The sequence below is a fragment of the Leucobacter triazinivorans genome, from assembly GCF_004208635.1.
Lineage (GTDB): Bacteria > Actinomycetota > Actinomycetes > Actinomycetales > Microbacteriaceae > Leucobacter > Leucobacter triazinivorans.
Map to the genome: position 1 here is coordinate 45,533 of NZ_CP035806.1, position 22,334 is coordinate 67,866.

Here is a 22,334-nt window from a genome sequence, read left to right on the forward strand (position 1 = left end):
CTCGAATATGGGTACGCGAACAGTGCTGGAAGGCGCTGAGATCTCGCGGGCGCTGACTCGAATCTCGCACGAAATCATCGAAGCGAACAAGGGCGTCGCGGGGCTGGTGCTCGTCGGCATCCCCACGCGCGGTTCCCTGCTCGCCCAGCGGATCGCGGCGATCATCTCGCGCATCGAGGGCGAGGACGTGCCGGTCGGCAGCCTCGACGTCACGATGTACCGCGACGACCTCGCCCAGCATCCCACCCGGGCGCCGCACCCGACGGATATGCCCGTCTCGGGGATCGACGGCGCCACCGTCGTGCTCGTCGACGACGTGCTCTACTCGGGTCGCACCGTGCGCGCCGCGCTCGATGCGCTGAATGATCACGGGCGACCGCGTGCGGTGCGTCTCGCGGCGCTCATCGATCGCGGGCATCGAGAGCTCCCCGTCCGCGCCGACTACATCGGCAAGAACCTCCCGAGCGCCAAGCACGAGCGCATCTCGGTGCGCCTGACGGAGCTCGACGGCGTCGACGACGTGACCATCTCCGATGCGGAGGGCAGGGGATGAGGCACCTCCTCGACACCCGGACGTTGAGCAGGGACGACGCGATTCGGATCCTCGACACCGCCGAGGACATGGCTGCGGCCCAGCAGCGCGAGGTCAAGAAGCTCCCGGCGCTGCGCGGCAAGACCGTGGTGAACCTCTTCTACGAGGACTCCACCCGCACCCGCATCTCATTCGAGGCCGCGGCGAAGCGCCTGAGCGCCGACGTGATCAACTTCAGCGCGAAGGGGTCGTCCGTCTCGAAGGGCGAGTCGCTCAAGGACACGGCGCAGACGCTGCAGGCCATCGGCGCCGACGGCGTCGTGATCCGGCACCCGGCATCCGGAGCGCCGGAGCGCCTGGCCCGCAGCGGCTGGATCGACGCGGGCGTGCTCAACGCGGGTGACGGCACCCACGAGCACCCCACCCAGGCCCTGCTCGACGCCTTCACGATGCGGCGCCGCCTCTTCGGAAGCGGTGCCGGCGTATCCGACGCGAGCGGCAGCCGCGGTCGCGACCTCGACGGGGTCTCCGTTGCGATCGTCGGCGACGTCGCGCACTCGCGCGTGGCCCGATCCAACCTCTGGCTGCTCAACGCCCTCGGGGCGCACGTGACCTTCGTCGCGCCGGAGACGCTGCTGCCCTACGGTGCACGGGACTGGCCGGTGAAGATCCACCACTCCCTCGACGCCGCGCTGCGTGACGAGCGCCCCGAGGTCGTCATGATGCTGCGCATCCAGAGCGAGCGCATGCACGCCGCCTTCTTCCCCAACGAGCGCGAGTACGCGCGCAACTGGGGTCTCGACGACGCCCGCCTGGAGCGGCTCGTCGACGAGGCGATCGTGATGCACCCCGGCCCCATGAACCGCGGACTCGAGATCTCCTCGCGCGCGGCCGATTCCGAGCGCTCGACGGTGCTCGAACAGGTGGCCAACGGCGTCTCCGTGCGCATGGCGGCGCTGTATCTCCTACTGTCCGGCGAGCGAGAGGCGAGCATATGAGCACCCCCGACATCCTGATCCGCGGCGCGCGTCTCGCGGCCCAGCTGACCGAGCGGGGCGGCGACGTCTCCGCGGCGCCGCAGGTGGATCTGCGGATCTCGAACGGCACGATCGTCGAGCGCGTCGCTCAGGCGGACGGCGGGATCGCCGCGCGCGACGGCGAACGAGTTATCGACGCCGACGGGCTGGTCGCGCTGACGGGCCTGGTGGATCTGCACACGCACCTGCGCGAGCCGGGGTTCGAGCAGTCGGAGACCGTGCTCACCGGCACCCGCGCGGCGGCCGCCGGCGGCTTCACGAGCGTCTTCGCCATGGCCAACACCCTGCCCGTGCAGGACACGGCAGGCGTCGTCGAGCAGGTGCAGCGCCTCGGAGACGCCGCGGGCTATGCGACCGTGCGCCCCATCGGCGCCGTCACCGACGATCTCGCCGGCGAGCGCCTCAGCGAGATCGGCGCCATGGCGCAGTCCCGCGCCGAGGTGCGCGTCTTCTCCGACGACGGCAAGTGCGTGCACGATCCGCTGCTCATGCGCCGCGCGCTCGAGTACGTGAAGACCTTCGACGGCGTCATCGCGCAGCACGCGCAGGATCCGCGCCTCACGGAGGGCGCGCAGATGAACGAGGGCGCGCTGTCGAGCGAGCTCGGGCTCAAGGGCTGGCCCGCGGTCGCCGAGGAGTCGATCATCGCCCGCGACGTGCTGCTCGCCGAGCACATCGGGGCCCGGCTGCACATCTGCCACCTCTCGACCGCCGGGTCGGTCGAGGTGATCCGCTGGGCGAAGGCGCGGGGCGTGCAGGTCACCGCCGAGGTCACGCCGCACCACCTCATCCTCACCGAGGAGCTCGTGCGCAGCTACGACGCCCGCTACAAGGTCAACCCGCCGCTGCGGCGCGAGGAGGACGTGCGAGCGCTGCGCCGCGCCGTCGCGGAGGGCGTCATCGACATCATCGCCACCGACCACGCCCCGCACCCCATCGAGGCGAAGGAGTGCGAGTGGGATGTCGCCGCGTTCGGCATGGTGGGACTCGAGTCGGCGCTGCCGATCGCGCTGCTCACCCTCGTGAACGAGGGGCACGCCAGCTGGGCGCAGCTCGAGACGCTGCTCTCGCGCCGGCCCGCCGAGATCGGTCGCCTGGAGGGGCATCCGACGGCGCTCGAGGCCGGGCAGCCGGCCGATATCGCACTGGTCGACCCGAGCGGCTCGAGCGAGTTCGACCTTGCGCGCCTGCGGGGCCTCAGCGTCAATTCGCCCTATCTCGGCATGGAGCTTCCCGGCCGGGTCGCCTACACCGTGCGCCGGGGCTATCTGACGCTCGACGGCGGCGAGCTGGTCGACCCCGGCACGGTGGCCGCCGCGGCGCTCGTCTCGCAGGGCGGCGAGCTGTGAGCCAGACCGCCTACGCGCTCCTCATGGGCGCCATCGCGGCGCTCGCGCTCGCCGGCATGTGGTTCGCCTGGCGCGCCCGCGCGCGGCGCGACCGCGCTGTCGAGCCGCCGTCGGCTCCGCTCGCCGGGGCGACCCTCGTGAGCTTCCCGCGCGCGTCCTACGTCTCGACGACGCCGGTCGGCTCGCCGTTCGAACGACTCGCGATCGCCGGGCTGCGCTACAAGGGCTTCGCCGAGCTGACCGTGCTGAGCGACGGCGTCGTGATCGCGGTCACGGGGGAGCGCCCCGTGCGCATCCCCGCCGCGCAGCTGCGCGGCAGCGCCACCGCGGCCGGCCGGGTCGGCAAGGCCGTCGAGCGCGACGGGCTGTCCCTGATCCGCTGGGTGCCGGACGGCGCCGACGGCGCGGGCCGCCCGGGCGCGACCGGCGAGCGCACGCTGGAATCGGGATTCCGGCTCGCGAATCCCGCCGAGCAGACGGCGCTCGCCTCGGCCATCGACAAGATCTCTCCCACACCTTCGACGTCTCAGGAGGGCGCGAAATGACCACAGCTTCAGCAACACACTCGGTGACCGAGGTCACCGCCCCGCCCGCCTCCGCGGTCGCGACCGGCCCGGCCGTGCTCGTGCTCGAGGACGGCACCCGCTACTCGGGGCGCGCCTACGGCGCGACGGGTCGCACGCTCGGCGAGGTGGTGTTCTCGACGGGCATGACGGGCTACCAGGAGACGCTCACCGACCCCTCCTACGCCGGGCAGATCGTGCTCATGACGGCGCCCCACATCGGCAATACCGGAGCCAACGACACCGACATGGAGTCGCGCAGGATCTGGGTGTCGGGCTTCGTCGTGCGGGATCCCGCGCGACGCGTCTCCAACTTCCGCGCCGAGCGCTCGCTCGACGAGGATCTCGTGAACGACGGCGTGGTGGGCATCTCGGGGATCGACACCCGTGCGGTCACCCGCCACATCCGCTCCGCGGGCGCCATGCGCGCGGGCATCTTCTCGGGCGGCGACGCCGAGCTCTCCGAGGCCGAGCAGCTCGAACTCGTGCGCGGGCAGGCCGGCATGGCCGGCAAGAACCTCTCCGCACAGGTCACCACTCCCGAGCGCTACGACGTGCCCGCCGCCGAGGGCGTGGAGCGCGTCGGATCGATCGCCGTGCTCGACCTCGGCATCAAACGCGCCACGGTGCAGTACCTGTCGGAGCACGGCTTCGACGTGATCGTGCTTCCCGCGGCCACGACGCTCGAGCAGGTGCGCGAGATCGCGCCCGATGCACTGTTCTACTCCAATGGCCCCGGCGATCCCGCCGCCTCCGAAGATGCAGTCGCGCTGCTGCGCGAGCTGCTGCGCGACGGGCTGCCCTACTTCGGCATCTGCTTCGGCAACCAGCTGCTGGGCCGGGCGCTCGGCCTCGGCACCTACAAGCTGCCGTTCGGGCACCGCGGCATCAACCAGCCCGTGCTCGACAAGCGCACCGGGCGGGTCGAGATCACCGCCCAGAACCACGGTTTCGCGGTCGACGCCCCCATCGAGGGCGAGTTCGAGGCTCCCGAGGGGTTCGGCCGGGTGCGGGTGAGCCACTACAGCCTCAACGACCAGGTGGTCGAGGGGCTCGAGTGCCTCGACATTCCGGCCTTCTCGGTGCAGTACCATCCCGAGGCCGCGGCGGGGCCGCACGACGCCTTCTATCTGTTCCATCGATTCCGCGAGCTGGTTTCGACTCGCTCCGCTCGCTCAACCAGCGGAAAGACCCAGGAGGCCTGACCCGATGCCCAAGCGTTCAGACATCAATTCCGTCCTCGTCATCGGCTCCGGCCCGATCGTCATCGGCCAGGCCTGCGAGTTCGACTACTCGGGCACCCAGGCCTGCCGCGTGCTGCGCGAGGAGGGCGTGCGCGTCATCCTGGTCAACTCGAACCCCGCGACCATCATGACCGACCCCGACTTCGCCGACGCCACCTACGTCGAGCCCATCACCCCCGAGGTGATCGAGTCGATCATCGTCAAGGAGCGCCCCGACGCGATCCTGCCGACCCTGGGCGGGCAGACGGCGCTCAACGCGGCCATCGCGCTGCACGAGCAGGGCATCCTCGAGAAGCACGGCGTCGAGCTCATCGGCGCGAAGGTCGACGCGATCCGCCGCGGCGAGGATCGCCAGATCTTCAAGGACCTGGTGATCGAGTCGGGCGCCGACGTGGCCCGGTCCCACATCGCCCACACGCTCGAGGAGGCGAAGGAGTTCGCCAAGGATCTCGGCTACCCGCTCGTGGTGCGCCCGTCCTTCACCATGGGCGGGCTGGGCTCCGGCTTCGCCTACACCGAGGAGGATCTCGTCCGCATCGCGGGCGACGGCCTGCACTACAGCCCGACGAGCGAGGTGCTGCTCGAGGAGTCGATCCTCGGGTGGAAGGAGTACGAGCTCGAGCTCATGCGCGACACCGCCGACAACACGGTGGTCGTCTGCTCGATCGAGAACGTCGACGCGGTCGGCGTGCACACGGGCGACTCGATCACCGTGGCGCCGGCGCTGACGCTCACCGATCGCGAGTTCCAGAAGCTGCGCGACATCGGCATCGACATCATCCGCCGCGTGGGCGTCGACACCGGCGGCTGCAACATCCAGTACGCCGTCGATCCGAAGACGGGGCGCATCATCGTCATCGAGATGAACCCGCGCGTCTCGCGCTCCTCGGCGCTCGCCTCGAAGGCCACCGGCTTCCCGATCGCGAAGATCGCCGCCAAGCTGGCGCTCGGCTATCGCCTCGACGAGATCCCGAACGACATCACGCAGCAGACGCCCGCGAGCTTCGAACCCACCATCGACTACGTCGTGGTGAAGGCGCCCCGCTTCGCGTTCGAGAAGTTCCCGGCCGCCGACGACACCCTCACCACCACCATGAAATCGGTGGGCGAGGCGATGGCGATCGGCCGCAACTTCACGACCGCGCTGCAGAAGTCGCTGCGCTCGCTCGAGAAGCGCGGCACCTCGTTCCACTGGAGTGAGGAGACCCGCCCGGTCGCCGAGATCCTCGAGACGATCAAGCGCCCCACCGACGGCCGCATCGTCGACGTGCAGCAGGCGCTGCGACTCGGTGCGACGATCGAGCAGGTCTTCGAGTCGACCGCGATCGACCCGTGGTTCCTCGACCAGATCCAGCTCATCAACGAGGTCGCCGAGTCGGTGAAGGCCGCGCCGCAGCTCACGCTTGACGTGCTGCGCGAGGCCAAGGATCACGGTTTCTCGGACGCGCAGATCGCGGCGATCCGCGGCGTCTCCGAGTCCGAGATCCGCGGTCTGCGCCACGGCCTCGGCCTGCGCCCGGTCTTCAAGACGGTCGACACGTGCGCCGGCGAGTTCCCGGCCCTCACGCCCTACCACTACTCGTCGTACGACCTCGAGACCGAGGTCGCGCCGAGCGAGCGCAAGAAGGTCGTGATCCTCGGTTCGGGCCCGAACCGCATCGGCCAGGGCGTCGAGTTCGACTACTCGTGCGTGCACGCCTCCTTCGCGCTGTCCGAGGCGGGCTACGAGACCATCATGATCAACTGCAACCCCGAGACGGTCTCGACCGACTACGACACGAGCGACCGGCTGTACTTCGAGCCGCTGACCCTCGAGGACGTCCTCGAGGTGATCCACGCGGAGCAGCGCAGCGGTGAGCTCCTGGGCGTCGTCGTGCAGCTCGGCGGACAGACCGCGCTCGGTCTCGCGCAGCCGCTCAAGGATGCCGGGATCCCGATCCTCGGCACGACTCCCGAGGCGATCGACCTCGCCGAGGAGCGCGGCGCGTTCGCGGGCATCCTCGAGCAGGCGGGTCTCGTCGCCCCCCGCAACGGCACGGCGATCGACGAGGAGGGCGCGGTGCGCGTGGCCGAGGAGATCGGCTACCCGGTGCTCGTGCGCCCCTCGTTCGTGCTCGGCGGTCGCGGCATGGAGATCGTCTACGACACGGAATCGCTGCATGGCTACTTCGGCCGCATCGAGGGTCACGCCCTCGTCGGCCCCGGCCACCCGCTGCTCGTCGACCGCTTCCTCGACGACGCGATCGAGATCGACGTGGACGCGCTCTACGACGGCGAGCAGCTCTACGTGGGCGGCGTGATGGAGCACATCGAAGAGGCGGGGGTGCACTCGGGCGACTCCAGCTGTACCCTGCCGCCCGTCACGCTGGGTCACGATCAGATCGCCCGGGTGCGCGAGGCCACGCTCGGCATCGCCGAGGGGATCGGCGTGCGCGGGCTGCTCAACGTGCAGTTCGCGATCGGCCAGGGCGTGCTCTACGTGCTCGAGGCGAACCCTCGCGCGTCGCGCACCGTCCCGTTCGTGTCGAAGGCGCTGGGGATCCCGCTCGCCAAGGCCGCCTCGCGGATCATGGCGGGGGAGAGCATCCAGCAGCTCATCGACGCCGGCTTCCTGCCCGAACGCGACGGCTCGCGCGCGCCGATCGACGCGCCCATCGCGGTCAAGGAGGCGGTGCTGCCGTTCAAGCGCTTCCGCACGCACCAGGGACTCGTCGTCGACTCGCTGCTCGGTCCCGAGATGCGCTCGACCGGCGAGGTCATGGGCATGGACCGGGATTTCCCGACGGCGTTCGCGAAGAGCCAGTCCGCGGCGGGCAGCGAGCTGCCGACCTCGGGCACGGTGTTCCTGTCCGTGGCGGATCGCGACAAGCGCTCGATCGTGCAGCCGGCGCTGCGCCTCCAGGAGCTGGGATACCGGATCCTCGCGACGCAGGGCACCCAGGTCGTGCTCGCGCGCAACGGGATCTCCTCCGAGGTCGCGCGCAAGCACTCGGCGCACGCCGAGGGCGACACGATCGTCGACCTCATCAATCGCGGCGAGATCGACATGATCATCAACACGCCCTCGGGCAGCTCGGCCCGCGCCGACGGCTACGAGATCCGTGCGGCGGCGGTCGCGGCGGACAAGCCGATCTTCACCACCGTCTCCGAGCTCTCGGCCGCGGTGGGCGCGATCTCGGCGCAGCAGCAGGGCTTCGCTGTGAAGTCGCTGCAGGCGTACGAGCTCGATCGCCGCGCGGCGCGCGAGGCGGAGTGACGGTGAGCGCGGTGGCATCGCGCGCCGAGGGCGCCTTCTCCAACCGTCTCGCCGTCGCGCTGGCGGCACGGCGCCACCTGTGCGTGGGGATCGATCCGCACGCGCCGCTGCTCGACGCCTGGGGGCTGCCCGACGATGCCTCCGGCGCCGAGCGCATGGGGCGCGAGGTGGTGGCCGCGGCCGCCGGGGTCGCGGCGTGCGTCAAACCGCAGATCGCCTTCTTCGAGCGGTTCGGCGCGGCGGGCTTCGCCGCGCTCGAGCGGGTGCTCGCCGACGCGCGCGCGGCGGGGGTGCTCGTGATCGCCGATGTGAAGCGCGGCGACATCGGCTCGAGTTTCGCGGCCTACGCGGCGGCCTGGCTGACGCCGGGCTCCCCGCTCGAGGCCGACGCGATGACCGTCACGGCCTATCAGGGCTTCGGCAGCCTGTCGGGCGCATTCGATCTCGTGCGGGATCACGGCAAGGGCCTGTTCGTGCTCGCGGCGACCTCGAACCCCGAGGCGCGCGCGGTGCAGCTCGCGCGGCGCGAAGACGGGCGCACGGTGGCGCAGGCCATGGTGGACGACGCCCTCGCGTTCGCCTCGCCGCTCGACCGCCACGTGAACTCGGTCGGCGTCGTGCTCGGCGCCACGCTGACGCTCGCCGACTTCGGGATCGATATCGAGCTGCCCCCCGCGAAGCCGGCGCTGCCCGTGCTCGCTCCCGGCTTCGGCCACCAGGGCGCTCGGGCCGAGGATGCGCTGGGCATCTTCGGCGGGCTCGGGTGGGCGCTGCTCGCGAACGAGTCGCGCAGCATCCTCGCGGAGGGCGCGCCGGGGCTCGCGGGCCGCGTGCGGGCGCGCTCCGAGGCGATCGGCGAGGCGTTGTCGCGCGGGTGACCTCGCACCGACCGTAGACTTGAGGTGCCCCTTCCGACCGCCACGATGGAGCAGAGATGACGAACCACAGCGCCACACCCGCCATGCCGGAGGTCGATCGCGTCGCGGCGAATCGTGCCGCGATCGCGGCACGGCGCGCCCGAGCCGATCTGAAGCAGCGCCTGCGCAGCGGCGAGCTCTCGCCGCTGCGGGTGCTGGAGCAGTCCCGGGTGCCTGGCAGCCCCGCCGCGTCGCTGCGCATCACCGACTATCTGCTCTCGTTCCCGGCCATCGGCGCGGTCAAGGCCGGGCGCGTGCGCGAGCATCTCGGGATCTCCGAACGCAAGCGTCTCGGGGGGCTCGGCAAACTGCAGCGCGAGCGGCTGGAGCAGTTCGTGCGTGAGCGCACGGGCGCGGCGCCCGACGGGGCCCGGCCCCCGTTGACGGTGCTGGCCGGCCCCACCGCGGTCGGCAAGGGCACGGTGGCCTCCTACATCCGCGAGCACTACGACGACATCGGTCTCTCGGTGTCGGCGACCACCCGCTCGCCGCGCCCCGGCGAAGAGGAGGGCACCCACTACTTCTTCGTGGACGACGAGGGGTTCGACCGGATGCTCGCTTCGGACGAGCTGCTGGAGTGGGCCACGGTGCACAACCGCTACCGCTACGGCACGCCGCGGGGGCCGGTGCTCGCAGCAGCGGAACGGGGCGAGCCGCTGCTGCTCGAGATCGATCTGCAGGGTGCGCGCCAGGTGCGCGCGAGCATGCCCGAGGCGCGGCTCGTGTTCCTCGCGCCCCCGAGCTGGGACGAGCTGGTGGAGCGGCTCGTGGGCCGCGGCACCGAGGACGCCGCGGAGCGGCAGCGCCGGCTCGAGACCGCGAAGGTCGAACTCGCGGCGGCGGACGAGTTCGATGAGATCATCGTCAACGACGAGGTGCCGCGTGCGGCGGCCCGGCTGGTCGAACTGATGCGAGGGACCGACTGAGCGCTCACACGCCCGCGGAGGACGCCGGTCGCGCCGTGATCCGGGGTAACGTGGTCCTGTGATCCCGAGCCTCATCGACTCAGCCGTGCGCCTGGGCGCCCTCCTCCCGATGTCGGACATCGATGAGGTGCTGGCGATGGATCCCCGGCAGCTGCTCGGCATCCCCCTCGCGCTGGTCGGCGCAGCGCTGCTCGCGTTCGGCGCGCAGTACCAGTCGCGGGGGCTCAACAAGGTCGAACGGATCGTCGGCGAGAGCGCGGGCGCCGGTCTCTCGATCCGGCACGTGCTCAATCTGCTGCGCCGACCGTCCTGGGTCAGCGGCACGCTGCTGCTCGGGGTGGCCGTGCTCTTCCAGATCGCGTCCCTGTCGTTGTCGCCGCTCATCATCGTGCAGCCGATCGGCGTGGTGGGCCTCGTGATCACCTCGATCCTCAATTCGCGCCTCAGCGGCGTGAGGCTCGGCAAGCGCGTGAAGACGTCCATCGGCCTGTGCGTGCTCGGCATCGTCGTCTTCGTGACGATCGCCGCCTTCACCGCCTCCGATCAACCGGTCACCGACGCGAAGCTCATCACGATCCTCATCATCTTCGCGGTGGTGCTCGTGCTGGCGCTCCTGCTCTTCGTCGCCTTCCGTCATCAGGGCGTCGCACTGATCTACATCGTGGGAGCCGGGGTGCTCTACGGCTTCGTGGCCACGTTCGCGAAGGTGGTGATCGGTCGGCTGCAGCAGGGTGAGTTCGAGTGGCTGACCTGGACCTGCGTGGGCGCGCTCCTGGTGGGCGCTCTGCTCGGCATGGTGTTCGTGCAGAACGCCTACTCCTCGGGGCCGCCCGATCTCGTCGTCGCGGGGCTCACCGTGATCGACCCGATCGTCGCCGTGCTCATCGGCATCGTGGTGCTGAACGAGGCCGCGGGCGCGCCCCCGTGGGCGATCGTCGCGTTCGTGCTCTCGGGAGCGGTCGCGGTGATCGGGGTGCTGGGGCTGGCGAAGTTCCACCCGCAGACGGGGCACTCCGCGCTCGACACGGGCGTCGCCGGGGGCGGGCGCATCTCCTAGCCGGAGGCTCGGTGCGCGCCTGTGCGACGCGAGGCTCACCCATAGGGGTTGACAAAGTTAGGTGCGCCTAACCATCATGTGATGTGGCGCGCGAAGGGTGCGCCTCGGGCCTCCGGCTCGACGTCCCATCGGAAGGGAGCGCTCGTGCGCATCTCACGTCTTCTCTGCGGCGCAGCCGCCCTCACCCTCGCCGCCGGCCTCGCATCATGCTCGACGGAGACCCCGACGGCAGCAGTCGCGAGAGGGTCTGGCGAGGGCTTCCCGATCGAGATCGAGCACGTCTACGGCACGACCACGATCGCGGAGCAGCCCGAACGCGTGGCGACGGTGGCCTGGGCCAACCACGAGGTGCCCCTCGCCCTCGGCGTGGTGCCGGTCGGCATGAGCAAGGCGACGTGGGGCGACGACGACGGCGACGGGGTGCTGCCCTGGGTCGAGGACCGGCTCGAGGAGCTCGACGCCGAGCCCCCGGTGCTCTTCGACGAGACCGACGGCATCGATTTCGAGGCCGTCGCCGACACCGAGCCCGACGTGATCCTCGCCGCCTACTCGGGGCTCACCGAGGAGGACTACCGCACACTGTCGAAGATCGCCCCGGTGGTCGCGTACCCCGAGACCCCCTGGGGCACCTCGATGGAGGACATGATCGCGCTCAACGCGACGGCGCTCGGCATGCAGCAGCAGGGCGAGGCGCTCACCGCGGATCTGCACGCGCAGATCGATGAGTCGCTCGCCGCGCACCCCGAGCTCGAGGGCAAGAAGCTGCTCTTCGCCTATTTGAACCCCTCCGACCTCTCCACGATCGGCTTCTACACCGTGCACGACACCCGTCCCGGCTTCCTCGCCGGTCTGGGCCTGCCGCAGCCGGCGATCGTCGAGGAGGAGAGCGCGAAGACCGAGGAGTTCTACGTCGAGCTCAGCTCCGACGTCGCCGACCGCTTCGACGACGTGGACGTCGTCGTCACCTACGGCGACGCCGAGGGTGCGTTCGTCGCGCAGATCCAGGCCGACCCGCTGCTCTCGAAGATCCCCGCGGTGGCCGAGGGGCGGATCGCCATTCTCGAGGACGCGACGCCGCTCGCGGCCTCGGCGAACCCCTCGCCGCTCTCCATCGGCTGGGGCATCGACGACTACTTCGCGCTGCTCGCGGCCGCGACCTCGGGTCAGAGCGGGGAGTGACCCTGACTGCGGCGGCGCCCGGGGCTGCGGCGCCCGGGGCACCGGGCGCCGAGGCGCCGGCACTCGAGGCGCTGCGACGCAGCGCGGCCCGGCGCACGGGCTGGCTGCTGGCACTCGTCGCGATCGTGCTGCTGCTCTGCGTCGCCTCCGTGGTGATCGGCGCGCGCACCGTCGGTCTCGGCGAGATCGTCGGCGCGCTGCAGGGCTCGTCCGAGACCGTCGGCGAGGGCGCGGTGCTCAAGCGCCTGCCGCGCACCGTGCTCGCGGTGCTCGTGGGCGCCGCGCTCGCGGTGGCGGGCACCGCCATGCAGGCGGTCACCCGCAACCCGCTGGCCGAGCCGGGCATCATGGGCGTGTCGAGCGGCGCCGCGCTCGCAGTGGTCGCGAGCATCAGCTTCCTCGGCGCGCACCGGCCCTTCGCGCTGATGGGCATCGCGATCGCCGGTGCGGCGTTCGCGGCCGTCTTCGTCTACACGGTCGGCTCGCTCGGCAGCGGCGGGCCGACCCCGTACAAGCTCGCGCTCGCGGGCGCGGCGAGCGCCGCGGCGTTCATCTCGCTCACCAACGCGATCATGCTGCCCCGCGTCGACCTGCTGCGCACGTTCCAATTCTGGCGCGTCGGCAGCGTGGGCGGGGCCACCTGGGAGAGCATCGCCGTCGCGCTGCCGTTCCTCGCGGTCGGTGCGCTGATCTGCGTGTGGACCGCCCGGGGCATGAACTCGCTCGCGCTGGGCGACTCCCTGGCCGCCGGGCTCGGCGAGCACGTGATGCGCACCCGCGCACTCGCGGCCTGCGGAGCGGTCATCCTCTGCGGGGCGGCCACCGCGGTCGCCGGCCCCATCGGCTTCGTCGGGCTGCTCGTGCCGCACCTCTGCCGCACGCTCATCGGGCCCGACCACCGCTGGCTGATCCCGTGCTCGGCGCTCGCGGGCGCGGTGCTGCTGCTCGGCGCCGACGTGCTCGGCCGGGTGATCGCGCGTCCCGAGGAGGTCGAGGTGGGTGTGGTCACCGCCTTCCTCGGCGCGCCGTTCCTCATCTGGATCGTGCGCCGACAGAGGGTGCGCGAGCTGTGAGCGCGACGCTGATCGCGACGGGGAGGCGGCAGCGGTCGCGCCGCCGTGCGCTCGCGCTCTCCGGTCTCGCGGTCGCCGTGCTGGTCGCCTTCGTCGCCACGCTCATGGTCGGCCGCACCGTCTACGGTCTCGACGAGGTGATCCCGGTGCTGCTCGGCGAGCCGGTGCCCGGAGCGGCCTTCACCGTGGGGGAGCTCCGGTTGCCGCGCGCGACGCTCGCCGTGCTCGCGGGCTTCGCCTTCGGGATCGCGGGCGCCACCTTCCAGACGATGCTCGGAAACCCGCTCGCGTCGCCCGACATCCTCGGCGTGAGCTCCGGGGCCGGGGCCGCCGCGGTGTTCGGCATCATCGTGCTCGGCGTGAACGACTCGGCCACCTCCGTCTTCGCGCTCGCGGGGGCGCTCGCCACGGCCGGGGCGATCTTCCTGCTGTCGAACCGGGGAGGATTCGCGGGCACGCGCTTCATCCTCATCGGCATCGGCCTCGCGTCGATGCTGCAGAGCATCACCTCCTACATGCTCGCCCGCGCGGCGGAGTGGGACATCCAGCGGGCGATGCAGTGGCTCACCGGCAGCCTCAGCGGCGCCAGCTGGGAGCAGCTCGCGCCGCTCGCGCTCGCGACGGCCGCCCTGCTGCCCGTGCTGCTGCTCGGCGCCCGCTCGCTCGAACTGCTGCGATTCGGCTCGGACGCAGCGACCGCGCTCGGGGTGTCCGTGGGGCGCGCGCGCCTCGTGCTGATCATCGCCGCAGTCGCGCTGCTCGCCTTCGCGACCGCCGGGAGCGGGCCCATCATGTTCGTGGCGTTCATGGCCGGCCCGATCGCCGCCCGTCTCGCAGGGCCGGGCTCGTCGATCCTCCTCCCCGCGGGGCTCACGGGCGCGCTGCTCGTGCTGCTCGCCGATCTCGTCGGGCAGAACCTGCTCGGCGAGCGCTACCCCGTCGGCGTCGTCACGGGGGTGCTGGGAGCGCCCTACCTGATCCTCCTCCTCATCCGCATGAACCGCACAGGACAGACCTCATGACCGCTTCCCCGCACCAGCTCACGGCCGAGGGGCTCAGTATCGCCTACGGCGACCGTCGCATCCTCGACGGTCTCGACCTGGCCTTCGAACCCGGACGGATCACGGCGATCGTCGGACCCAACGGCTGCGGCAAGTCGACGCTGCTGCGCGGCTGCGCGCGACTGCTCAAGCCGCAGGCGGGCGCGGTGACGCTCGACGGTCGGGCCATCCACACACGGTCGACGAAGGAGCTCGCGCGTGTGCTCGGCCTGCTGCCGCAGAATCCCATCGCCCCCGAGGGCATCACGGTGGCTGACCTCGTGGGGCGCGGCAGGCACCCGCATCAGCGGGCGATGGGCCGCTGGAACGCCCGCGACTCCGAGGCGGTCGCCGCCTCGCTCGACGCCACAGGAACCGGAGCACTCGCCGATCGCGCCGTCGACGAGCTCTCGGGCGGGCAGCGCCAGCGCGTGTGGATCGCCATGGCGCTCGCGCAGGAGACCGAGGTGCTGCTGCTCGACGAGCCGACCACCTACCTCGACGTCACGCATCAGCTCGAGGTGCTCGACCTGCTCCGGGAGCTCAATCGGCAGCGCGGCACCACGATCGTGATGGTGCTGCACGACCTCAACCTCGCCGCGCGCTACGCCGACGTGCTCGTCGCGGTGCGCGAGGGGAGCATCTACGCGGCGGGAGCCCCGACGGCGGTGCTCGATCCGTCGCTCGTGCGCGAGGTGTTCGCGCTCGACTGCCGGGTGATCCCGGATCCCGTCGCAGGCACCCCACTCGTCATCCCGATCGGAAGGCATCATGTCAGCAACCCAGCAGAAGCGACCGGCGAACCCGGAGCACGTGGCGCAGAGCCCCTTCGCGGTGGCGCGGGCCAAGGTGGTGGGGGTGGAGCGGATCTCCCCGACGTTCGTGCGGGCGACCTTCGGCGGTGAGCCGCTGCGCGGGATCGGCAACCCGGGGCGCACGCTCGACCAGCGCATCAAGCTGATCTTCCCGCCCGAATCCGGGGCGCTCCCGCAGCTCGCCGACGCCCCCGACTGGTACGCGGCCTGGCTCGCGATCCCGGAGGAGGCGAGGGGATCGATGCGCACCTACTCGATTCGCGAGCTGCAGGTCGAGCAGAGCGGGGAGACCCGCCTCGTCGTCGACTTCGTGCTGCACCTCGAGCCCGGGGCCACCGGGCCCGCGTCGCTCTGGGCGAGCCGCGCGGCGGTCGGCGACGAGCTGCTGCTCATCGCCCCTCGCCGCGGGCGTCTCGACGGCGGCGGGATCGAGTTCGAGCCGGGCGCCGCGGCGAGCGTGCTGCTCGCCGGCGACGAGACCGCTGCCCCCGCGATCGCCCGGATCCTCGAGGAGCTGCCCGCGGAGGCGCGCGGGATCGCATTCATCGAGGTGCCGTTGGCGGCGGACCGCCTGCCGGTCGACGCGCCTGCGGGGGTGGAGGTGCGCTGGCTGCCGCGCGGCGCAGCGCTGCACGGGGCGGAGCTCATCCCGGCAGTCCTGGAGCACCTGGGGGATCCTCCGCGAGCCGGTGGGCCTGGGGCAACGGACGCCGAGAACGGTGCCGCCTCCGGCGGACAGGGCGCCGAGCAGCTGCTCTGGGAGACCCCGCAGTACTCGGGCCTGGGGGAGGAGATCGGGCAGGATCCCGGCCGTCACGAGCGCTACTTCTGGATCGCCGGCGAGAGCGGCGTGGTGACGAGCGTGCGACGCCACCTCGTACGCGAGCTCGGCATCGCCCGCTCGCAGGTCGCCTTCATGGGCTACTGGCGTCGCGGCGTCGCGATGAAGGGCTGAGCCGCGATGCAGGGTGGCGCTCCGCGATGAAGGGCTGCGCACCGCGTCCCGGGCGGAACGCGGAGACCGTGGGGTCGCCCGCGATCCAGAACCGCCACGGAAACGCGGGGCCGCCCGCCTCACCGGCCACCCCCACGCGAGGCCCGTTCATGACGTCGCCGCGCGGGCGACGCTCCGTCTCGTCGGGCAGCCGCAGCGCGAAGGGCGGCGCGAAGAGGTCGCGCCCGTCGTGGGTATCGCGGCGCACCCCGAGAGCCGCGGCCAGATTGCCCGGGCCCCGCGCCAGCATGCGTGCGTCGATCGGCGCGCCGCGTTTCGCCGAGCGCCGCTCGTGCGCCAGCCCGGCGCCGGAGACCACCTCGCCCGCCCGGATCAGGACTCCGGAAGCGGCTCCTTCGGGTGAGCAGACCATGTTGAGCGCGAAGTGCATGCCGTAGCTGAAGTAGACGTAGGCGTGGCCGGGCGGTCCGAACATCGAGGCGTTGCGCTCGGTGCGGCGGTCCTTCGCGTGGGAACCGGCATCGTACGGGCCGTCGGTGCCCACCCCGTGATAGGCCTCGACCTCGGTGATGCGGATCGTGACGTCCCCCTCCGGCGCCGCGACGGTGAGCAGCGCCTCGAGCAGCCGCGGGGCCACCTCCAGCGCGGGGGAGAGGAAGAGCTCGCGCGTCATGATCCCATTCTCCCAGGCACCGCTCCCGTCGGGAGGCGGAGGGCTACGCCGTCGGCGATCACGGGGCGCGGGCACGGCGGGGTGCCGTACCCTGAAGACGAGGCCCTGACCGGCCGGAGGAGGTCTCCCGTGAGCCAGCAGCCCGTTCCCTACCGCGTCACGACGACGCGCCGATTCCCCTGGTGGACCCTGCTCATCACGGGGGTGCTCATCGCGCTCGTCGGTGTCGGCTTCCTGGTCTGGCCGTTCTTCGCGGGAAGCTGGGCGCTGGCGATCCTCTTCGGCGCTGCACTCGCCGCGAACGGACTGGCGCTGCTGACTCGCGGCTCGGCGCCGGCCGTGCTCGGCGGACTGCTCCTGCTCGTCGCGGGCGTGCTCGCCATCGTGTTCTCGGAGGTCACGGTGGCCGCGCTCGTCAGCTTCGTCGGTGCGGGACTCATCGTGCTCGGCGCGATCTGGATCGCGGTCGCCGCCCGACTTCCCGGACGCCGCGCGCTCGCGATCCTGCCGGGCGCCCTCATGCTGGTCGGGGGCGTCACCGCCCTCGTGCTACCCGCGCTGGCGCTCTCGATCGTCGCCGTGGTCGGCGGGCTCTGCCTGATCCTCATCGGCGCGCTCATCGTCTCGGCGGCCACGCGGTTGCGCCGCGTGAACGCGAGCACCACCACGATCGTGATGTAGGAGCGCAGCACGGATGCGGCAGGGCTACCCGATCCGGTGCTCGTGCACCGAACTGCTCAGCGCGGTTCCGTTGAGCACCAGGTAGAGCTCTCCCTCCGTCACCGACACGGTCAGCGCGCTGCGCCGCCCGAGGGCCGCGACCGCGGCGTCGACGAACCCCGAGTCGAAGCTGCGCAGCACGAGCTGCTCGGCACGATGGATGGTCTTCCCCGTCCAGAGGGCGAGCACCTTCTCGGGGTCTCGATGCGTGTAGACGGCGGCCCGGTGCGCGAGCTTGCTGCCGGCGTGCACCCGCGCGGCGTCCGGTGCACCGACCTCGATCCACGCCGTCATCGCACCCGTGAGGTCGCGCACGAGCACCGCGGGTTCATCGGCGGTGGAGACACCGCCGCCGAACAGGATCCCCGCCTCGTACTCCAAGCAGTAGGCGAGGATGCGCGTCATCATGAACGCGTCCGTCTCGGACGGATGGCGCGCCACGCGCATCGTGAAGCTCTCGTAGACGCCGCGGTCCACATCGGACAGCTCGACCTCGAGGACGTGCATCGTCGAGCCGATCGCCATGGTGTTCAACCCTCCGGGGTGCGGGTGCGGGTGCGGGTGCAGACGTACTGCGTGGTGGGGATGTGTCAGGAGGCGCCGTGCGGCGCACCCTCGTACCCCGCGATGTACTCGGGGATCGAACTCGCGGTCATGGCGGCGTCACCTCCTCGGTGTGGTCGTCTGCGCTCCGGCGGTCGCGCTCTCTGCGTGGCGACGCGGCCGACGGGCGGTCGCTCGCGTGTCCAGCGTAGCGCCTCGTGCACGTCGCGGCGCCCCGGGTGGGACGGGACGGCGTCCAGCGGCGATGGCTCAGCCGGGCGTCGCGACTTCGGTGTTCCCGCTTCACCTCAAATGGGTGAGCGGCGCGGCGCAGTGGGTCCAGCGCAAGGAGACTGTCGATACATATCGAGGAGGTTGCCGTGAGTAGCGCTAGTGATGAGTTCCCGGTTCATGTCGATCGAAATCATCTTCCGGAGCCTGAATGGGCGTATCCGTCGGCCCGGATCCGCACCTACGCGGTCGATTCCGAGCCGGACTTCCCGCCGGTGAAGGAGGCGGCGGCCGGGTCGCCCAACATTCTCCTCGTACTGCTGGACGACGTGGGATTCGGCTGGCCGAGCGTGAACGGAGGGCTGGTGCGGATGCCCACGGCAGAGCGTCTCGCCGGACGAGGCCTGTTCTACAACCAGTTCCACACGACGGCCCTGTGCTCGCCGACACGTGCGGCCCTGCTCACCGGGCGCAATCACCACACCGTGTCGACGGGCGTGATCCAGGAGATGGCGACCGGGTACCCCGGCTACAGCGGGATCATCCCGAAGGGCACGGCGACATTCGCCGAGCTGCTGAAGCACGCGGGGTACACCTCGGCCTGGTTCGGAAAGAACCACAACGTGCCGGACAACCAGACCAGCCCCGCCGGCCCGTTCGAGAACTGGCCGACGAACCAGGGATTCGACTACTTCTACGGATTCATCTCCGGTGAGACGGATCAGTTCTCCCCCTCGCTGTACGAGGGCACCCAGGCCGTCGAGCCCCCTGCCCGGCCCGAGGATGGATATCAGCTCACCCGCGACCTCGCCGACAAGGCGATCTCGTGGATCGGCACGCAGAAGGCGATCGCGCCCGACCGCCCGTTCTTGGCGTACTTCTCCGCCGGCGCGGCACACGCGCCTCACCAACCGCCGCTGGACTGGCGCGGACGCAACGTCGGGCGCTTCGACATGGGTTGGGACGAGTACCGCCGCGTCGTGCACCAGAACCAGCTGGACGCGGGCATCATCCCTCCGGGGACGAAACTGACCGAGCGCCCCGACCAGATCCCGTCCTGGGACAGCCAGCCGGCCGCGCACCGGGAGCTGTTCGCGCGTCAGGCAGAGAACTTCGCCGACTTCCTCGAGCACGCAGACCACGAGGTCGGGCGCGTGGTGGATGCGATCGATGAGCTGGGGGAACTCGAGAACACCATCGTGATCTACATCATCGGTGACAACGGCTCGAGCGGCGAGGGGTCGCTGGTCGGAACGCCGAACGAACTGATGAGTCTCAACGGACGCCAGCCGTCGATCGATGAAGCGATCGATTTCACAGAGAGGTGGGGCCTGCCCGGAACGTCGCCGCACTACGCGGTCGGTTGGGCGCATGCGGGGGACACGCCGTTCCAGTGGACGAAGCAGGTCGCCTCGCACTTCGGCGGCACCCGCAACAGCATGATCGTCTCCTGGCCGGAACGCATCACCGACACCGGCAGCATCCGGTCGCAGTTCCACCACGTGATCGACGTGATGCCGACGCTGCTCGACATCGTCGGCGTCGCCCATCCGACCGAGGTCAACGGGTACATCCAGAAGCCGATCGAGGGGACCAGTTTCGGGTACACGTTCGCGTCGGATGCGGCGGATGCGCCGAGTCGGCATACCCGGCAGTACTTCGAGATGATGGGTAATCGTGCAATGTACGCGGACGGCTGGATCGCATCCTGCCGCCACGGGCGACTCCCCTGGGAGACCGCCGGGTCGTACAGCTGGGACGACGATGTCTGGGAGCTGTACGACATCACGAACGATTTCAGCCAGGCCGACGACGTCGCCGAGCAGCACCCTGCTCGCCTGCGCGAGCTCCAGGACATGTTCATGGCGGAGGCGGCTCGCTACAACGTCCTCCCGCTCGACGATCGGTTCGCGGAGCGGCTCGACGTCACGCTGCGACCGAGCTTCTTCGCCGGGCGCGGCACCGTCACCTTCCGGGAGGGCATGACACGCCTCCCAGAGGGCAGCGGCCCCAAGATGGTCAGTGTGCCCCTCACGCTCACGGCCGAGATCGATGTCCCGGACGCCGGTGCCGAGGGCGTGGTCTTCGCCGTCGGCGGGGACGCGGCGGGGTGGTCGCTGTTCGGCTGGGAAGGGCACGCACGGTTCCACTACAACTTCTTCGGCATCCGCCGCTACGACCTGACGTCGGCGGAGCGACTCACGCCCGGCCGACACACGATCACCGTCGCGATCACGCCTCGCGAGCCCCGTCCCGGCGCGCCGGCCGACGTCACGATGTCGATCGACGGCGCTGCCGCAGGCGAGCTGCATCTGCCCGAGCAGATCCCGATGCGCTGCGGAACCGAGACGATGGATGTCGGCATGGACTGCGTCTCGCCGGTCTGCAATGACTACGCCGATCGCGGGCTCTTCCCCTTCAGTGGGAAGATCCACGGCGTGACCTTCGACTTCCCGGACGTCACTCCGGTCACGGGCCACGAACGGCTGAAGCTCGCAACGCAGCTCGACTGAACGAGCCCCGGCACGCACCGCCGCGTATCTTCTCCGGCCGAGTACCGCGCGATCCCTGCGAGAACTGGTAGGGCGTGCGGGACTTGAACCCGCGACCGATGGATTATGAGTCCAGTGCTCTAACCGACTGAGCTAACGCCCCCTGGCAACCGTTCCATCCTATCTCTGAGTTCGGCGTCATGAGTTGCGCCGCTCCTTACGATCGCGGGGCGCCCGGTGGATGTGCGAAAGCGCACCTTGCGCGCCCGCAAACGACGGATCCACCTCGGGCGGTCGACCCTACGGCGGGAATACGCACCCCGGGATCTCGCGTTGCAGGAGAGTGACGGTTCGACGACACGACGGAGGGCGAGGGCGCACTCATGGAACTCGGCAGCATACCTCTCACGACGCTCAGCGGCGAGACGACCACCTTCGGGGCGCTCGCCGGCGGCAAAGTGGCGCTGGTGGTGAATGTCGCGTCCCGCTGCGGTCTGGCACCGCAGTACGAGCAGCTCGAGCAGCTCCAGAAGATCTACGGGGAGCGCGGCTTCACCGTCATCGGCGTGCCGAGCAACCAGTTCCTGCAGGAGCTGTCCTCCTCCGAGAAGATCTCGGAGTACTGCTCGACGACGTGGGGCGTCACGTTCCCCATGCTCGAGAGGACTCGGGTGAACGGCAAGCGCGCCCATCCGCTCTACCAGGCCCTCACCACGATTCCCGATGCCGAGGGCACCGCCGGCCGCGTCACCTGGAACTTCGAGAAGTTCCTGATCTCGCCCGAGGGGGATGTCGCGCGGTTCCGCCCGCGCACGGTGCCGGACGCGCCCGAGGTGATCGAACAGCTGGAGTCGTGGCTGCCGGCCGCGGCGTAGCCGGGTCGGTGCGGGGGATCAGGCCGATGCGGCGTCGGGGTCGTACCCGGCATCGATGAGCGACGTCGCCCGTTCGGTGCGCGGATTGAACTCGAGCATGTCGGTGCGCAGTCCGAGATCGCGGTCGACGTGCAGGGCCATCGAGTGCGCCGCACTGCGCACGTCGCGCGCCTCGATCGCCTCGAGCACCGCGCCGTGATCGCGGCGCATCGTCTCGAGCGTCGTGCCGAGGATCACACGGCCCTCGGTGCTCGCGCGCTGCAGCACGGACAGCACGCCCACGTAGAGATCCAGCAGCAGCTTGCTGCCGCTCGCCTCGACGACGAGCAGGTGGAACGAGCCGGGCACGGTGCTCTGGTCGCAGGTGTCGACGGGCTCGTGCGGCGCCTCCTGCGCCCGACGGTGCGCCGCGCGGAGACGCTCGAGATGCTCCTCGGTGCGATTGATCGCGGCGTGCTGGGCGGCCTCGATCTCGAGGGAGCGCCGATAGACGAGCACCTCCTCCAGATCGTGGTCGGCGAGGAACTCGGTGAGGATCGTGCTCACCGGAGTGCGGGAGCGCACAAAGGTGCCGACGCCGGGAACCGTCTCGAGCATGCCGAAGGCGGCCAGCGACCGCACCGCCTCGCGCACCGTCGACTTGCCCACGCCGATGAGCTCCATCAGCTCCGGCTCCTTCGGGATGAGGTCGCCGACGCCCCACTCGCTGCTGGCGATCTTGCCGCGCAGGAAGTCGAGGGTGTCGCGAGCCTTCTGGGAGCCGCGCGTCGGGGTTGTCATAAGAGACCTCTGAGGATGTGGGTGAAACCTGCATCAACTATAGCCAGCCTGAGCGGCACGGCGCCGATCCCGTGCCG

General features: G+C 70.7%; 20 protein-coding genes and 1 tRNA gene. 17 read left to right on the plus strand and 4 right to left on the minus strand.

The window, feature by feature from the left end:
* Window positions 1-7: 7 nt before the first annotated feature.
* From pyrR to EVS81_RS00280, 14 genes are all read left to right on the plus strand, one after another.
* On the plus strand, window positions 8-553 hold the full coding sequence (pyrR, locus tag EVS81_RS00220) for a bifunctional pyr operon transcriptional regulator/uracil phosphoribosyltransferase PyrR (protein ID WP_130108615.1): 546 nt from the start codon (window positions 8-10) through the stop codon (window positions 551-553).
* Complete coding sequence (locus EVS81_RS00225) at window positions 550-1,530, plus strand: aspartate carbamoyltransferase catalytic subunit (protein ID WP_130108616.1); 981 nt, start codon at window positions 550-552, stop codon at window positions 1,528-1,530. The genes pyrR and EVS81_RS00225 overlap by 4 nt, the downstream gene beginning before the upstream one ends.
* On the plus strand, window positions 1,527-2,918 hold the full coding sequence (locus EVS81_RS00230; RefSeq protein WP_130108617.1) for a dihydroorotase: 1,392 nt from the start codon (window positions 1,527-1,529) through the stop codon (window positions 2,916-2,918). The genes EVS81_RS00225 and EVS81_RS00230 overlap by 4 nt, the downstream gene beginning before the upstream one ends.
* Window positions 2,915-3,463, plus strand: a complete 549-nt coding sequence (locus EVS81_RS15710; protein WP_165384157.1) for a PH-like domain-containing protein — start codon at window positions 2,915-2,917, stop codon at window positions 3,461-3,463. Before EVS81_RS00230 ends, EVS81_RS15710 begins: the two co-directional genes overlap by 4 nt.
* Window positions 3,460-4,686, plus strand: a complete 1,227-nt coding sequence (gene carA, locus EVS81_RS00235) for a glutamine-hydrolyzing carbamoyl-phosphate synthase small subunit (protein ID WP_205879355.1) — start codon at window positions 3,460-3,462, stop codon at window positions 4,684-4,686. The genes EVS81_RS15710 and carA overlap by 4 nt, the downstream gene beginning before the upstream one ends.
* Window positions 4,687-4,690: 4 nt before the next feature.
* Window positions 4,691-7,981, plus strand: coding sequence for a carbamoyl-phosphate synthase large subunit (gene carB / locus EVS81_RS00240; RefSeq protein WP_130108618.1), 3,291 nt, complete (start codon window positions 4,691-4,693; stop codon window positions 7,979-7,981).
* A gap of 2 nt (window positions 7,982-7,983) precedes the next feature.
* The gene (gene pyrF / locus EVS81_RS00245; protein ID WP_420813242.1) at window positions 7,984-8,859 is read left to right on the plus strand and encodes an orotidine-5'-phosphate decarboxylase; all 876 of its coding nucleotides are present in this window, start codon (window positions 7,984-7,986) and stop codon (window positions 8,857-8,859) included.
* A gap of 56 nt (window positions 8,860-8,915) precedes the next feature.
* Window positions 8,916-9,824 carry a guanylate kinase gene (gene gmk / locus EVS81_RS00250; RefSeq protein WP_130108619.1) on the plus strand — a complete coding sequence of 303 codons (909 nt, stop codon included), beginning with the start codon at window positions 8,916-8,918 and terminating at the stop codon, window positions 9,822-9,824.
* A 58-nt stretch (window positions 9,825-9,882) separates the two neighbouring features.
* On the plus strand, window positions 9,883-10,881 hold the full coding sequence (locus EVS81_RS00255; RefSeq protein WP_240739894.1) for a DMT family transporter: 999 nt from the start codon (window positions 9,883-9,885) through the stop codon (window positions 10,879-10,881).
* 144 nt (window positions 10,882-11,025) lie between these two features.
* On the plus strand, window positions 11,026-12,060 hold the full coding sequence (locus tag EVS81_RS00260) for an ABC transporter substrate-binding protein (protein WP_240739895.1): 1,035 nt from the start codon (window positions 11,026-11,028) through the stop codon (window positions 12,058-12,060).
* Window positions 12,057-13,133: a FecCD family ABC transporter permease gene (locus tag EVS81_RS00265; RefSeq protein ID WP_420813243.1), complete on the plus strand. Its 1,077-nt coding sequence runs from the start codon at window positions 12,057-12,059 to the stop codon at window positions 13,131-13,133. Before EVS81_RS00260 ends, EVS81_RS00265 begins: the two co-directional genes overlap by 4 nt.
* Window positions 13,130-14,155 (plus strand): FecCD family ABC transporter permease, encoded by a 1,026-nt coding sequence (locus EVS81_RS00270; protein ID WP_240739896.1) that lies wholly within the window; start codon window positions 13,130-13,132, stop codon window positions 14,153-14,155. Before EVS81_RS00265 ends, EVS81_RS00270 begins: the two co-directional genes overlap by 4 nt.
* Window positions 14,152-15,078, plus strand: a complete 927-nt coding sequence (locus tag EVS81_RS00275; RefSeq protein WP_130108621.1) for an ABC transporter ATP-binding protein — start codon at window positions 14,152-14,154, stop codon at window positions 15,076-15,078. Before EVS81_RS00270 ends, EVS81_RS00275 begins: the two co-directional genes overlap by 4 nt.
* The gene (locus EVS81_RS00280) at window positions 15,026-15,943 is read left to right on the plus strand and encodes a siderophore-interacting protein (RefSeq protein ID WP_420813293.1); all 918 of its coding nucleotides are present in this window, start codon (window positions 15,026-15,028) and stop codon (window positions 15,941-15,943) included. Before EVS81_RS00275 ends, EVS81_RS00280 begins: the two co-directional genes overlap by 53 nt.
* On the opposite strand, the gene EVS81_RS00285 is transcribed toward EVS81_RS00280, so the two are convergent.
* Window positions 15,903-16,616 carry a DNA-3-methyladenine glycosylase gene (locus tag EVS81_RS00285; RefSeq protein ID WP_130108622.1) on the minus strand — a complete coding sequence of 238 codons (714 nt, stop codon included), beginning with the start codon at window positions 16,614-16,616 and terminating at the stop codon, window positions 15,903-15,905. The two genes, EVS81_RS00280 and EVS81_RS00285, sit on opposite strands and share 41 nt — an antisense overlap.
* 129 nt (window positions 16,617-16,745) lie before the next feature.
* Between EVS81_RS00285 and EVS81_RS00290 the strand changes: the two genes are divergently transcribed.
* Window positions 16,746-17,297: a DUF308 domain-containing protein gene (locus tag EVS81_RS00290; RefSeq protein WP_130108623.1), complete on the plus strand. Its 552-nt coding sequence runs from the start codon at window positions 16,746-16,748 to the stop codon at window positions 17,295-17,297.
* 24 nt (window positions 17,298-17,321) lie between these two features.
* Here the strand turns inward: EVS81_RS00290 and EVS81_RS00295 are convergent, their stop codons facing one another.
* Entirely contained in the window at window positions 17,322-17,861 is a 540-nt protein-coding gene (locus EVS81_RS00295) for a YaeQ family protein (protein WP_130108624.1), read from the minus strand.
* Window positions 17,862-18,259: 398 nt separating this feature from the next.
* Between EVS81_RS00295 and EVS81_RS00300 the strand changes: the two genes are divergently transcribed.
* The gene (locus EVS81_RS00300) at window positions 18,260-20,623 is read left to right on the plus strand and encodes an arylsulfatase (RefSeq protein WP_205879356.1); all 2,364 of its coding nucleotides are present in this window, start codon (window positions 18,260-18,262) and stop codon (window positions 20,621-20,623) included.
* A gap of 65 nt (window positions 20,624-20,688) precedes the next feature.
* Here the strand turns inward: EVS81_RS00300 and EVS81_RS00305 are convergent.
* Window positions 20,689-20,765 (minus strand) — tRNA-Ile (locus EVS81_RS00305).
* Window positions 20,766-20,985: 220 nt separating this feature from the next.
* On the opposite strand from EVS81_RS00305, the gene EVS81_RS00310 reads away from it, so the two are divergent.
* Window positions 20,986-21,477: a glutathione peroxidase gene (locus EVS81_RS00310; RefSeq protein WP_130108626.1), complete on the plus strand. Its 492-nt coding sequence runs from the start codon at window positions 20,986-20,988 to the stop codon at window positions 21,475-21,477.
* Window positions 21,478-21,495: 18 nt separating this feature from the next.
* Here EVS81_RS00310 and EVS81_RS00315 read toward each other — a convergent pair whose 3' ends face one another.
* Window positions 21,496-22,257, minus strand: a complete 762-nt coding sequence (locus tag EVS81_RS00315; protein WP_130108627.1) for a FadR/GntR family transcriptional regulator — start codon at window positions 22,255-22,257, stop codon at window positions 21,496-21,498.
* Window positions 22,258-22,334: the final 77 nt, after the last annotated feature.

Excerpts from the sequence above, each read along its gene's own strand:
- pyrR (WP_130108615.1), top strand. The coding sequence starts at position 8 with ATGGGTACGCGAACAGTGCTGGAAGGCGCTGAGATCTCGCGGGCGCTG.
- EVS81_RS00225 (WP_130108616.1), top strand. The coding sequence starts at position 550 with ATGAGGCACCTCCTCGACACCCGGACGTTGAGCAGGGACGACGCGATT.
- EVS81_RS00230 (WP_130108617.1), top strand. The coding sequence starts at position 1,527 with ATGAGCACCCCCGACATCCTGATCCGCGGCGCGCGTCTCGCGGCCCAG.
- carA (WP_205879355.1), top strand. The coding sequence starts at position 3,460 with ATGACCACAGCTTCAGCAACACACTCGGTGACCGAGGTCACCGCCCCG.
- carB (WP_130108618.1), top strand. The coding sequence starts at position 4,691 with ATGCCCAAGCGTTCAGACATCAATTCCGTCCTCGTCATCGGCTCCGGC.
- gmk (WP_130108619.1), top strand. The coding sequence starts at position 8,916 with ATGACGAACCACAGCGCCACACCCGCCATGCCGGAGGTCGATCGCGTC.
- EVS81_RS00275 (WP_130108621.1), top strand. The coding sequence starts at position 14,152 with ATGACCGCTTCCCCGCACCAGCTCACGGCCGAGGGGCTCAGTATCGCC.
- EVS81_RS00285 (WP_130108622.1), bottom strand. The coding sequence starts at position 16,616 with ATGACGCGCGAGCTCTTCCTCTCCCCCGCGCTGGAGGTGGCCCCGCGG.
- EVS81_RS00295 (WP_130108624.1), bottom strand. The coding sequence starts at position 17,861 with ATGGCGATCGGCTCGACGATGCACGTCCTCGAGGTCGAGCTGTCCGAT.
- EVS81_RS00310 (WP_130108626.1), top strand. The coding sequence starts at position 20,986 with ATGGAACTCGGCAGCATACCTCTCACGACGCTCAGCGGCGAGACGACC.
- EVS81_RS00315 (WP_130108627.1), bottom strand. The coding sequence starts at position 22,257 with ATGACAACCCCGACGCGCGGCTCCCAGAAGGCTCGCGACACCCTCGAC.